11 protein-coding genes and 1 pseudogene are annotated in these 11,484 nt (G+C 72.4%); 4 read left to right on the top strand and 8 right to left on the bottom strand.

What is annotated here, in order from left to right; genetic code table 11:
• Window positions 1-12: 12 nt before the first annotated feature.
• The 3 genes and pseudogenes from IH44_RS0119850 to coxB form a co-directional block, all read right to left on the bottom strand.
• Window positions 13-429: a cytochrome c oxidase subunit 4 gene (locus tag IH44_RS0119850; protein ID WP_030460969.1), complete on the bottom strand. Its 417-nt coding sequence runs from the start codon at window positions 427-429 to the stop codon at window positions 13-15.
• Window positions 426-2,116 (bottom strand): annotated as a pseudogene (locus IH44_RS41220) (cbb3-type cytochrome c oxidase subunit I). Before IH44_RS41220 ends, IH44_RS0119850 begins: the two are co-directional and overlap by 4 nt.
• A complete protein-coding gene (coxB, locus tag IH44_RS0119840; RefSeq protein WP_030460968.1) occupies window positions 2,113-2,973 on the bottom strand; it encodes a cytochrome c oxidase subunit II in 861 nt (286 codons plus the stop codon). Before coxB ends, IH44_RS41220 begins: the two are co-directional and overlap by 4 nt.
• A gap of 353 nt (window positions 2,974-3,326) precedes the next feature.
• On the opposite strand from coxB, the gene IH44_RS0119835 reads away from it, so the two are divergent.
• Window positions 3,327-4,721: a cysteine desulfurase/sulfurtransferase TusA family protein gene (locus tag IH44_RS0119835; protein WP_030460967.1), complete on the top strand. Its 1,395-nt coding sequence runs from the start codon at window positions 3,327-3,329 to the stop codon at window positions 4,719-4,721.
• A gap of 9 nt (window positions 4,722-4,730) precedes the next feature.
• Here IH44_RS0119835 and IH44_RS0119830 read toward each other — a convergent pair whose 3' ends face one another.
• Window positions 4,731-5,708 (bottom strand): carbohydrate kinase family protein, encoded by a 978-nt coding sequence (locus tag IH44_RS0119830; RefSeq protein WP_030460966.1) that lies wholly within the window; start codon window positions 5,706-5,708, stop codon window positions 4,731-4,733.
• Window positions 5,709-5,912: 204 nt separating this feature from the next.
• On the opposite strand from IH44_RS0119830, the gene IH44_RS0119825 reads away from it, so the two are divergent.
• Both IH44_RS0119825 and IH44_RS0119820 read left to right on the top strand, forming a co-directional pair.
• Entirely contained in the window at window positions 5,913-6,131 is a 219-nt protein-coding gene (locus IH44_RS0119825) for a hypothetical protein (RefSeq protein WP_030460965.1), read from the top strand.
• An 85-nt stretch (window positions 6,132-6,216) separates the two neighbouring features.
• Entirely contained in the window at window positions 6,217-6,843 is a 627-nt protein-coding gene (locus IH44_RS0119820) for a hypothetical protein (RefSeq protein ID WP_030460964.1), read from the top strand.
• 82 nt (window positions 6,844-6,925) lie between these two features.
• Here the strand turns inward: IH44_RS0119820 and erpA are convergent, their stop codons facing one another.
• Entirely contained in the window at window positions 6,926-7,279 is a 354-nt protein-coding gene (erpA, locus tag IH44_RS0119815) for an iron-sulfur cluster insertion protein ErpA (protein WP_030460963.1), read from the bottom strand.
• Window positions 7,280-7,485: 206 nt separating this feature from the next.
• Between erpA and IH44_RS0119810 the strand changes: the two genes are divergently transcribed.
• Complete coding sequence (locus IH44_RS0119810) at window positions 7,486-8,367, top strand: GNAT family N-acetyltransferase (RefSeq protein ID WP_030460962.1); 882 nt, start codon at window positions 7,486-7,488, stop codon at window positions 8,365-8,367.
• Window positions 8,368-8,370: 3 nt separating this feature from the next.
• On the opposite strand, the gene IH44_RS0119805 is transcribed toward IH44_RS0119810, so the two are convergent.
• The 3 genes from IH44_RS0119805 to IH44_RS0119795 all read right to left on the bottom strand — a co-directional run bounded on the left by IH44_RS0119805 (window position 8,371) and on the right by IH44_RS0119795 (window position 11,439).
• The gene (locus tag IH44_RS0119805) at window positions 8,371-9,738 is read right to left on the bottom strand and encodes a pyridoxal-dependent decarboxylase (protein ID WP_107066579.1); all 1,368 of its coding nucleotides are present in this window, start codon (window positions 9,736-9,738) and stop codon (window positions 8,371-8,373) included.
• Window positions 9,739-9,883: 145 nt separating this feature from the next.
• Entirely contained in the window at window positions 9,884-10,345 is a 462-nt protein-coding gene (locus IH44_RS0119800; RefSeq protein WP_051817085.1) for an Lrp/AsnC family transcriptional regulator, read from the bottom strand.
• 167 nt (window positions 10,346-10,512) lie between these two features.
• On the bottom strand, window positions 10,513-11,439 hold the full coding sequence (locus IH44_RS0119795; RefSeq protein ID WP_030460959.1) for an NADP-dependent oxidoreductase: 927 nt from the start codon (window positions 11,437-11,439) through the stop codon (window positions 10,513-10,515).
• Window positions 11,440-11,484: the final 45 nt, after the last annotated feature.

The following is an 11,484-nucleotide window of genomic DNA, read 5'->3' as shown; positions in this document are numbered from 1 at the left end:
CGCGATCCGGAACTACTGGTTCTGGTTCTCGCCGCGGTAGAACTCGAACACCCAGCCGAACAGGCCGATGAGGATGATCGGGATCGACCAGAACAGCAGCCACCAGCCGAAGATGACGCCCAGGAAGGCCAGCGCGCCACCGATCGCCAGGGAGAGCGGCTGCCAGCTGTGCGGGGCGAAGAAGCCCACCTCGCCGGCGTCGTCCGAGACCTGGGCCTCGGGGTTGTCGCCCGCGCCGGTGTCCACCCGCTTGGCGGTGAACGCCAGGTAGAAGCCGATGAAGGCGCACAGGCCGAAGGCCAGGAACAGCGCAGTGGTGCCGGCGGCCTCCAGGCCGTGGTCCGACTTCATGGTCCACACCATGTAGGTGATGGCGATCGCCAGCACGAACACGGAGAGACCCGCGAAGATCTTGCCCTGTTCCTTCATCGGGCGTCACCCTCCTTCTTGCCCTTGCCCAGCGACGGACGGTCGTACTGCGCGGGGGTCACGCCCTCGAAGTGCTTGGCCGCCTCGCCGTGGTTCTCCAGGTAGTCCAGCGCGGCGATCTCCGGGTGGTGCAGGTCGAAGGCCGGGGACTCGGAGCGGATCCGGGGCAGGGTGGTGAAGTTGTGCCGCGGCGGCGGGCAGGAGGTCGCCCACTCCAGCGAGCGGCCGTAGCCCCACGGGTCGTCGACGTTGACCTTCTCGCCGTGGTGAAGCCGTCGCTCGCCAGGTAGTCGGCGTAGCGGCGCGGCATGCCCTCGGCGCCCAGCCAGTGCTGGACCAGGAAGGTGGTGTGGAAGCCGATGAAGAGCGTCCAGAAGGTGATCTTGCCGAGGCGCTCGTCGAGCATCTTGCCGGTCATCTTCGGCCACCAGAAGTGGAAGCCGGCGAACATGGCGAAGACGACGGTGCCGAACACCACGTAGTGGAAGTGCGCGACGACGAAGTACGAGTCCGAGACGTGGAAGTCGATCGGCGGGGAGGCGAGCAGGACGCCCGTCAGGCCGCCGAACAGGAAGGTCACCAGGAAGCCGACCGTCCAGAGCATCGGGGTCTCGAAGCTCAGCGAGCCCTTCCACATGGTGCCGACCCAGTTGAAGAACTTCACACCGGTCGGGACCGCGATCAGGAAGGTCATGAACGAGAAGAACGGCAGCAGGACCTGTCCGGTCACGTACATGTGGTGCGCCCACACCGTCACCGAGAGGCCGGCGATGGCGATGGTCGCGGCGATCAGGCCGGAGTAGCCGAACATCGGCTTGCGGCTGAAGACCGGGATGATCTCGGAGACGATGCCGAAGAACGGCAGCGCGATGATGTACACCTCGGGGTGGCCGAAGAACCAGAACAGGTGCTGCCAGAGCAGCGCTCCACCGTTCGTCGGATCGAAGACGTGCGCCCCGAACTTCCGGTCCGCCTCCAGGGCGAACAGCGCGGCCGCGAGGACCGGGAAGGCCAGCAGGACCAGCACGGCGGTCAGCAGGACGTTCCAGACGAAGATCGACATCCGGAACATCGTCATGCCGGGCGCGCGCATGCAGATGATCGTGGTGATGAAGTTGACCGCGCCGAGGATGGTGCCGAAGCCGGAGAAGGCCAGACCCATGATCCACATGTCGGCGCCGATGCCCGGCGAGCGGACCGCGTCCGACAGCGGCGAGTAGGCGAACCAGCCGAAGTCGGCCGCGCCCTGCGGGGTCAGGAAGCCCGCCACCGCGATGATCGAGCCGAACAGGTACAGCCAGTAGGCGAACATGTTCAGGCGCGGGAAGGCGACGTCGGGGGCGCCGATCTGGAGCGGCATGATCCAGTTGGCGAAGCCCGCGAACAGCGGGGTGGCGAACATCAGCAGCATGATCGTGCCATGCATGGTGAACGCCTGGTTGAACTGCTCGTTCGACAGGATCTGGGTGCCCGGGCGGGCCAGCTCGGCACGCATGACCAGGGCGAGCACGCCACCGATCAGGAAGAAGGCGAACGAGGTCGCCAGGTACATCGTGCCGATCGTCTTGTGGTCGGTGGTGGTGAGCCACTTGATGATCGCGTTGCCCGGCTTGCGCACCCGCGGAGTCCCCGAGGTGACGGCCCCGGCTCCCCCACCGGCCGCGGCGGGCTCGTTGAGGATGGTCACTTCTCTTCACTACTTCCCGTGGTGGGGAGGATGCCTGCGGGAACCGCGCCGGCCTGGCCCTTGTCGCGGAGGTCCTTGAGGTGCTGCTGGTACTCGTCGGCCGTGACGACCTTGACGTTGAACAGCATCCGGGAGTGGTCGACACCGCAGAGCTCGGCGCACTTGCCGCGGTAGGTGCCGAGCGCGGTCGGAGTGACCTGGAACTCGTTGACCACACCGGGCACGACGTCCATCTTCATCATGAAGTTGACGGGCCAGAAGTCGTGGATGACGTCGTTGGAGGTCAGCCGGAACTTCACGGTCTCGTTGATCGGCAGGTAGAGCGTCGGAGGCTCCTTGGTGCTGCCGACCTCGTACGCGGCGGTGGTGCTCGCCGGGTCCGGGATCTCGGAGTTCTCGTAGTTGAACGCCCAACTCCACTGGAAGCCCACCACGTTGATGGTGTGCTGGGGCTTCGCGTCGACCTTCGTCAGGGTGGCCTCGTCGCGGGCGACGAAGTAGAAGAGCACCGAGACGATGACGAGGGGGACCGCGGTGTACAGCGCCTCGATGGGCACGTTGTACCGGGTCTGAGCGGGGACCTCCACCTTGGTGCGGCTGCGCCGGTGGAAGATCACGCTCCAGATGATCAGACCCCACATCAATGCACCAACAACCAGAGCCGCGATCCACGAGCCCTGCCACATGTGAAGGACCAGCGGGCCTTCCTTCGTGACGGGACTGGGGAGGCCAAGCCTGGGCAGGTCGTTGGCCGAGCAGCCGGTGGCGGTCGCGATGACGAGGCCCAGTGCCAGCGCCTGAGGCAGCTTCCGCCGCATCGTGCGCCGCGGCGAGCGGTCGGAGCCGTTGGGACTCACGTAGCGCCTTCCCGAAGTCTCGCCCGGGAACGCACCACCGTCCGGAGTCCGTTGTCAGGTCTCCTCGGTGATCCGGCCACGGGCACGGTTTGAATGCTTATGCGGGCCAAACGCTACTCCATCCTTATGCGGCACTCACGGGCAGCCCCCGGTAACGCGCCGCCCGGCTACCCGATCAGCCCCCGGGGGGTGAAGCACCTCTGAACGACGGATGGAGTCGCAGGTCATGGCGGACATCCGAGCCTCTCACGGCCGAACGGGCGACCTTGCTGCGACACGCGGGTGACGGGGCGTCGGGCGGCTGACGGGACGGGAGGAATCACCCCGTATGGGGCGTCGTCTACGGTGGCCGGGTGCCCTACTTCGACGCCGCCTCCACCGCCCCTCCGCACCCCGTCGCCCGGCAGGCCCTGCTCGCCGCCCTCGACGAGGGCTGGGCCGACCCGGCCCGGCTGCACCGGTCCGCCCGGCAGGCCCGGATGCTGCTGGACGCCGCCCGGGAGACCGTCGCCGAGGTGCTCGGCGCCCGGGCCGACGAGATCGCCTTCACCGCATCCGGCACCCAGGCCCTCCAGTTGGGCGTCCTCGGCGCCCTGCGCGGCCACCGCCGGCGCGGCGCCCACCTGGTGCACTCCGCCGTCGAGCACTCCGCCGTGCTGCACACCGCCGAACGCTGGGAGGCCGACGGCGGCAGCGCCACCGCCGTCCCGGTCGACCGCCACGGCCGGGTGTCCGCCGAGGAGTTCGCCGCCGCGGTGCGCCCCGACACCGCGCTCGCCGTGCTGCAGTCCGCCAACCACGAGGTCGGCACCCTGCAGCCGGTCGCCGAGACCGCCGCGCTGCTCGGCGACGTCCCGCTGCTGGTCGACGCCGCGCAGAGCGCCGGGCGGCTGCCGGTCCCGGCCGGCTGGTCGGTGCTCGCCGCGAGCGCGCACAAGTGGGGCGGCCCGGCCGGTGTCGGCGTGCTCGCCGTCCGCAAGGGCGTCCGCTACTCCTCGCCGCTGCCGGCCGACGACCGGGAGGGCGGGCGGGTGCCCGGCTTCACCAACGTCCCGGCGATCGTGGCCGCCGCGGCCTCGCTGCGCGCCGTCCGGGCCGAGGCCGAGGCCGAGAACGCCCGGCTGCGGGCCCTCGTCGACCTGATCCGCCGTCGGGTCCCGGAGCTGGTCCCCGCCGTCGAGGTGGTCGGCCACCCCGAGCTGCGGCTCCCCCACCTGGTGACCTTCTCCTGCCTCTACGTCGACGGCGAGGTGCTGCTCACCGAGCTCGACCGGGCCGGCTTCGCGGTCAGCTCCGGCTCCTCCTGCACCTCCAGCACCCTGACGCCCAGCCACGTGCTGGCCGCCATGGGCGTCCTCACCGAGGGCAACCTGCGGATCTCGCTGCCGGCCGGCACCACCCGCCCCGAGGTCGACGCCTTCCTCGAGGTCCTGCCCCGCGTCGTCGCCGAGGTCCGCGCCCCGCTCGGCCTCGACCTGCCCCCGACCGGCAGCGCCGACGCCCTGGTCCTCGACACCCTCGGCAAGCGCTGCCCGATCCCGGTCATCGAACTCGCCAAGCACGTCGGCGAGGTCGCCCCCGGCGGCCGGATCGCCGTCCTCTCCGACGACGAGGCGGCCCGGCACGACATCCCGGCCTGGTGCGAGATGTGCGGCCACACCTACGCGGGCGAGGCCCCCGCCGAGGAGTACGGCGGGGGCCACGGCACGGCCTACCTGGTCACCGTGCGGTCCGGCCAGGGGCGGTGACCAGGGGGACTAGAGGCTGAGCTTGCCGCGCAGCTCGGCCGCGGCCTCGGGGCCGTAGGCCGTCTCGAAGCGCTGCAGGAAGTGGCCGCCGCGCAGCTCGTACTCCTGGGTGCCGACGGTCTCGATCACCAGGGTGGCGAGCATGCAGCCGATCTGGGCGGCGCGCTCCAGGCCGAGGTCCCAGGAGACGCCGGCCAGGAAGCCGGCCCGGAAGGCGTCGCCGACGCCGGTCGGGTCGGCCTTGCGCTCCTCGGCCGGGCAGCCGACCAGGATGTCGGGCTCGTCGAGGCGCTGGATCCGGACGCCCTTGGGGCCGAGGGTGGTGACCCGGGTGCCGACCCGCCGGAGGATCTCGTCCGCCGACCAGCCGGTCTTGGACTCGATCAGCGCCGCCTCGTACTCGTTGGTGAAGAGGTAGGCCGCGCCGTCGACGATCTCCCGGATGTCCTCGCCCTCCAGGCGGGCCAGCTGCTGGGAGGGGTCGGCCGCGAAGGCGTAGCCGCGGGTGCGGCACTCCTGGGTGTGCCGGACCATCGCGGCCGGGTCGTCCGCCCCGATCAGTACCAGGTCGAGGCCGCCGACCCGGTCGGCGATCGGCTGGAGCTCGATGTTGCGGGCCTCGGCCATCGCGCCGGTGTAGAAGGACGCGATCTGGTTGTGCTCCTGGTCGGTGGTGCACATGAAGCGGGCGGTGTGCCGGGTCTCCGAGATGTGCACGGAGTGGGTGTCGACGCCGTGCCGGTCCAGCCAGCTGCGGTACTCGGCGAAGTCGCCGCCGGCCGCGCCGACCAGGACGGGGTTCAGGCCGAGGACGCCCATGCCGAAGGCGATGTTCGGGCCCACCCCGCCGCGGCGGATGTCCAGGGTGTCGACCAGGAAGGACAGTGACACCGTGTGCAGCTGCTCGGGCACCAGCTGGTCGGCGAAACGCCCGGGGAAGGTCGTCAGGTGGTCGGTGGCGATCGAGCCGGCGACGGCGATGCGCACGGGGTCTCCTCTGGCGGCCCGGCAGTGGCCGGAGCTGGGGGCAACAACCCACCCACGGTACCGGCCCGACCGGGTGCTACCGAGCGGTAGGGCTGTCTTCCGGCCCGGGGGCGGCCTAGGGTCACGAGTACGGGGGCCGGACGCGGCCCCCGTCCAGTCCGCGGCACCGTGGCCGCGGCACGGCGATCGGAGCAGGTGTTCCGCATGGTGATCGATCACTCCTCCGGGTGGCTGTCGGCCCGCCGCTCCGACGAATCCGAGGCCGAGACGCTGGCCGAACTGCTGGACTCCTCGCGCCGGTTGGGCCGTTTCTGGCCGGTCGCCGGGCCGGTCCCGGCGGTGGCCGCGCCGGCCGCGACGGGGGTGCGGGTGCCGGTGGAGGCGCGCCGGCTGGTGGCGGCCATGCCGGAGTACGGCGGGTAGCGGAACCGGTTTCCTCCGGGGCACGTCAAACCGGCGCGGTACCGCTCACCGCGGCGCCGCACGACCCTCGGGAGGAACGCAGATCATGGACGACAGCACCGCAGCCGTCTCCACCAAGGCCCCGTACGCGCGCCGGGCCGCCGCCGCGCTGGCTGGCGCGGCCCTCGCGGCCGGCCTGCTGACCGCGTGCGGCAGCTCGGGTTCGCCCGCCACGGCCACCGCCAGCGCCTCGCCGTCCGCGAGTGCGTCCGCGAGCCCGTCCGCCAGCGCCAGCCCCGACCCCGGCACCGGCGCGCACCCCAGCCCCGGCACCGGCGGGACGGCCTCCGCCCCGGCCGAGGCGAGCCCGCAGCCCTCGGCCGGGCAGCCGACCACGCCCGGGATAGCCGTCGGCGAGCGCCCGCCGACCGCGGTGAAGATCCCCGCGACCGGCTACCGGCAGGACAGCCCGACCCAGCTGACGGTGTTCTTCACCGCCGGGATCTGCGACAAGTACGGGGTCCGGCTGGAGGAGGACGCCCCGCCGGTGGTGAAGCTGCGGCTGGTGGTCACCAAGACCGCCGAGCCGGGCAAGGCCTGCCCGCAGCTGATCAAGGAGCAGGAGGCGACCGTCACGCTGCCCACGCCGATGACCGGCGGCGGCGTGGTGGACACCGCGACCGGCCAGCAGCTGCCCGTGCAGAGCGGCATCGCGGGCGGCGACCCGCGCTGACCCGCCGCCCCCGGAACGCCGCGAGGGCGGCTCCCCCGTGCTGGGGGAGCCGCCCTCGGCGCGCCGGGCCTCGGAGCGAGGCCTAGCTGAACGAGTCGCCGCAGGCGCAGGAGCCGGTGGCGTTCGGGTTGTCGATGGTGAAGCCCTGCTTCTCGATGGTGTCCACGAAGTCGACCGTGGCACCGCCCAGGTAGGGGGCGCTCATCCGGTCGGTGACGACCTTGACGCCGTTGAAGTCCTTGACGACGTCGCCGTCCAGCGAACGCTCGTCGAAGAACAGCTGGTAGCGCAGGCCCGAGCAGCCGCCGGGCTGCACGGCGACGCGCAGCGAGAGGTCGTCGCGGCCTTCCTGCTCCAGCAGGCCCTTGACCTTGGCCGCAGCGGCCTCGGTGAGGAGGATGCCACTCTCGACGGTGGTCTCGTCCTGGACGGTCATGCTTACTCCCGGTCTGTGACGACTGTGATCCGCCAGTGCCAACCAGCGGCCCCCCGGATTCATTTCCGGGAGGTGGTGCGTTCGGGGGACATTTTTCGTCGCCCACTCCCCCACGTACCCCATGCTCGCACACCGGGCCCGACGGGTCACCGCCCGCTTCGGCAAACCGCTACCGCCCGCGCGGCGGGCGCAGCAGGATGTGACGGGTGATCATTCGTCAGCTCAAGGACACCGCCGAGGACGCCGAGGCGGTCCAGCGGGTCTCCCGCGCCGCGTTCCGCGACCTGGACGGCCGGCCCCGGGACGACCCCGACCGGCCCGGCGACGAGGTCCACCGGATCAGGGCGCTGGCCCGGGCCCGGCACCTCGCGGTGACGGACCCGGAGGGGTGCTGGATCGCCGAGCAGGACGGCGAGGCCGTCGGGGTGGCGCTGTCGCTGCGCCGCGAGGGCGTCTGGGTGCTGCCGCTGTTCGTCGTGCTGCCCGCCGCGCAGGGCCGGGGGGTGGGCCGGCTGCTGCTGGAGCGGGCCGCCGGGTACGGGCGGGGCTGCCTGCGCGGGATGCTGTGCGCCTCGCCGTCCCCGGCGGCGGCGCGGCGCTACCGGGCGGCCGGGTTCACGCTGCACCCCGCGATGCGGCTGACCGGGCAGGTGGACCGGGAGCGGCTGCTGGACCCGGGCGACATCCCGGTGCACGCGGGCAACGCGACGCACCTGCACCTGCTGGACTCGGTCGACCGCCGGGTGCGCGGCGCGGCGCACGGGCCGGACCACCCGTTCATGCTGGCGCACTTCGAGGAGCTGCTGGTCGCGGACACCCTGGCGGGCACCGGCTACTGCTACCGGGACGGCGGCACCGTGCAGTTGCTGGCCGCGACCTCCAAGCGGATCGCGGCCCGCCTGCTGCGCGAGGCGCTCGCCCGGGTGCCGGTGGGCACCGAGGCGAGCGTCTCCTTCCTGACCGCCGAGCAGGAGTGGGCCGTGGACGTCGGCCTCGACCTGGGGCTGTCCCTGTCCACCCGCGGCTACCTGGCCCTGCGCGGGATGCGCCCGCCGGCGCCGTACGTCCCCAACGGCGGGTACCTGTAGGGCCTACGCCATGGTGTCGAGGATCTCCCGGACCATCTCCATGGTGGTGCCCGGGTGCAGGAAGGCGAAGCGGGCGACGGTCTCGCCGTCCCAGCCGGTGGGGGTGACGAAGCCGACCTGGTCGGCGAGCAGCTGCCGGGACCAGCGGTAGTAGTCGTCGTGGGTCCAGCCGGTGCGGCGGAAGCAGACGGCGGAGAGCTGCGGGTCGTGGAGCAGTTCGAGGTGCTCGGTGTCGCGGATCAGCTGCGCGGTGTCCCGGGCCAGGCGCAGGCCGGTCTCGATGGCGTCGGTGTAGGCCTGGACGCCGTGCACGGCGAGCGAGAACCAGAGCGGGAGGCCGCGGGCCCGGCGGGTGAGGTGGTAGGCGTAGTCGGTGGGGTTCCACTCGTCGCCCTCGGTGTGCAGGACGTCCAGGTAGGAGGCGTCCTGGGTGTGCACGGCGCGGGCCAGGCGCGGTTCGCGGTAGAGCAGGGCGGCGCAGTCGAACGGGGCGAACAGCCACTTGTGCGGGTCGACGACGAAGCTGTCGGCGTGCTCGATGCCGTCGTAGCGGTGGCGGACGGAGGGGGCGAACAGGCCCGCGCCGCCGTAGGCGCCGTCGACGTGGAACCAGAGGTCGTGCGCGCGGGCCACTTCGGCGATGCCGGCCAGGTCGTCGACGATGCCCTCGTTGGTGGTGCCGGCGGTGCCGACGACGGCGATGACCGTCTCGGGGTGCGGGTCGGCGGCGAGGGCGGCGCGCAGGGCGGCGCCGGTGAGGCGGCGGTCGACGGCGGGGACGAGGAAGGGCTCGACGCCGATGATGTTGAAGGTGTTCTTGACCGAGGAGTGCACCTGGTCGGCGACGGCGATCCGCAGCCGGGCCCCGGGCCCGACGCCCAGGCGGCGCCGGGCGGTGTCGCGGGCGACGACGAGCGCGGAGAGGTTGCCGGCCGAGCCGCCGGAGACGAAGGTGCCGCCGGCGCTCGCGGGCAGGCCCGCCCGGTCCGCTATCAGCCGGAGCACCTGGTTCTCGGCGGCGATCGCGCCGGCCGCCTCCAGCCAGGAGATGCCCTGCAGGGAGGCGCAGGAGACGACCATGTCGAAGAGCAGCGCGGCCTTGGTGGGGGCGCACGGGATGAAGGAGAGGTAGCGCGGGCTGTCGGCGGAGATGACGGCGCGGGACAGCTCGTGGTCGTAGAGCTTGAGCACGTCGGCGGGGTCGTTGCCGTGGTCGTTGAGCAGCCCGGCCAGGGCCTCGCGCAGGTGGGCGCCGTCGCCGGGGTGGTCGAGCGGGACGGGGTCGTACTGCAGCCGTTCGCGCATGTAGTCGAAGACGAGGTCGACCAGCTCGTTGTCCGGCTTGTGCATGCGGTCGGGGGCTGCGTACACGGGTGTCCTCTTCGCTGCGGGCGGGGCTGGGGGCATGATCAGCGTAGGCAGCGGGGGTGGGCGGGCGCGCGTCGGAACGCGGCCGTCGGGGGCCGGTTTCCTGCGTGTTCGGACGGGGTCGCGCAGGAAAGCTGCGTCGGACGGGTCAGATGAGTTGGGAGAGGACCACGGAGGAGCGGCTGCGCTGGACGCCGGGCTCCTTGCGGATGCGTTCGATGACGGCTTCGAGGTGCCGGGTGTCGGCGGCCCGCAGGTGGACGAGGGCGTCGGGGTCGCCGGTGACCGTCCAGGCGGCGGCAACCTCGGGGAACTGGCGCAGCGAGGCGAGCAGCTCCTCGGGCGAGGTGCGGGCGCGGCAGTAGACCTCGACGAAGGCTTCGGTGCGCCAGCCGAGCAGGGCGGGGTCGAGGACGACGGTGAAGCCGCGGACCACGCCGCGCGCCCGCAGCCGGTCGATCCGGCGGCGGACGGCGGTGGCGGAGAGGTTGGTGAGCAGCCCGATCTCGGCGTAGGAGGCGCGGCCGTCGCGGCTGAGGTGTTCGAGCAGCAGGCGGTCGGTGTCGTCGAGCGCCGCCTGGCCGAGGTCGGGCGGCCTGGGGGTGCTCATGCGACCCGCCTCGCTTCGCTCGGCAGGCGCTTCGCACGCGCGCGCTTCTCGATGCTGCGCTCGCTGCGCTCGCTCATGGCGGGGCTCCACGGTGGTGCGGGTGAGGGTGGTGAGCCGTGGGAGGAACGACTCTGCGGGCCCCATTGTCGCGGACGGCCGGAGTCCGGTCAGTCCACCAGCAGGACGATCTTGCCGCGGGTGCGCCCCTCGGCGTTGAGGGCCTGGGCGGAGGCGGCCTGGCTGAGCGGGAAGGTGGAGGCGACGGGGACGGTGAGCAGGCCGTCCTCGGCGAGCCGGGCGACGGTGGCGAGGTCCTCGGGGTCGGGGCGGGTGAAGACGTAGCGGCCGCCGCGGGCGGTGACGGTGTAGTCGACCACGGAGGCGATCCGGGCGGGGTCCTCGACCAGGCCGAGGGAGACCTCGACGGCGTCGCCGCCGACCAGGTCGAGCGCGGCGTCGACGCCGTCGGGGGCCAGCGCGCGGACCCGGTCGGCCAGGCCGGGGCCGTACTGGACGGGTTCGACGCCCAGGCCGCGCAGGAAGGTGTGGTTGTGCTCGCCGGCGGTGCCGATGACCCGGGCGCCGAGGGCGGTGGCGACCTGGCAGGCGACCGAGCCGACGCCGCCGGCCGCGGCGTGGATCAGCACGGTCTCGCCGCGGCGCAGTCCGAGCGCCCCGACCAGGGCCTGCTGGGCGGTGAGCCCGGCGGTGGGCAGCCCGCCGGCCTCGGCCCAGTCGAGCGCGGCGGGCTTGCGGGCCAGGGTGCGGACGGGGGCGGAGACGAGTTCGGCGTAGGTGCCGCTCTCGATGACGTCCTTGCGGACGTAGCCGATCACCTCGTCGCCGGGGGCGTACTCGGTGACGGCGCCGCCGACGGCCTGGACGACGCCGGCCAGGTCGAAGCCCATGACCAGCGGGAAGTGGGAGTCGAGGACGCCGTCGAGGTGCCCTTCGCGGATCTTCCAGTCGACGGGGTTGACGCCGACCGCGCGGGTGCGGACGAGTACGGTGTCCGGGCCGACCTTCGGGTCGGGGAGTTCGGTGTACTCGACCACGTCGGGGCCGCCGTAGCGGTTGATCACGATTGCCTTCATGGGTCCAGCCAACCGGACGGGGAGGCGGGTCCTCGCGTCGGAAGC

This window comes from Kitasatospora sp. NRRL B-11411, assembly GCF_000721345.1.
GTDB classification, from domain to species: Bacteria; Actinomycetota; Actinomycetes; order Streptomycetales; family Streptomycetaceae; genus Kitasatospora; species Kitasatospora cineracea.
The sequence above is the reverse complement of the archived record's forward strand: the minus strand, read 5'-3'. Positions and strand labels throughout refer to the sequence as shown.

What these genes read in the sequence shown, in the direction of transcription:
- IH44_RS0119820 (WP_030460964.1), top strand. Translation starts at nt 6,217, where the DNA reads ATGGACGACAGCACCGCAGCCGTCTCCACCAAGGCCCCGTACGCGCGC.
- IH44_RS0119795 (WP_030460959.1), bottom strand. Translation starts at nt 11,439, where the DNA reads ATGAAGGCAATCGTGATCAACCGCTACGGCGGCCCCGACGTGGTCGAG.
- erpA (WP_030460963.1), bottom strand. Translation starts at nt 7,279, where the DNA reads ATGACCGTCCAGGACGAGACCACCGTCGAGAGTGGCATCCTCCTCACC.
- IH44_RS0119850 (WP_030460969.1), bottom strand. Translation starts at nt 429, where the DNA reads ATGAAGGAACAGGGCAAGATCTTCGCGGGTCTCTCCGTGTTCGTGCTG.
- IH44_RS0119800 (WP_051817085.1), bottom strand. Translation starts at nt 10,345, where the DNA reads ATGAGCACCCCCAGGCCGCCCGACCTCGGCCAGGCGGCGCTCGACGAC.
- IH44_RS0119825 (WP_030460965.1), top strand. Translation starts at nt 5,913, where the DNA reads ATGGTGATCGATCACTCCTCCGGGTGGCTGTCGGCCCGCCGCTCCGAC.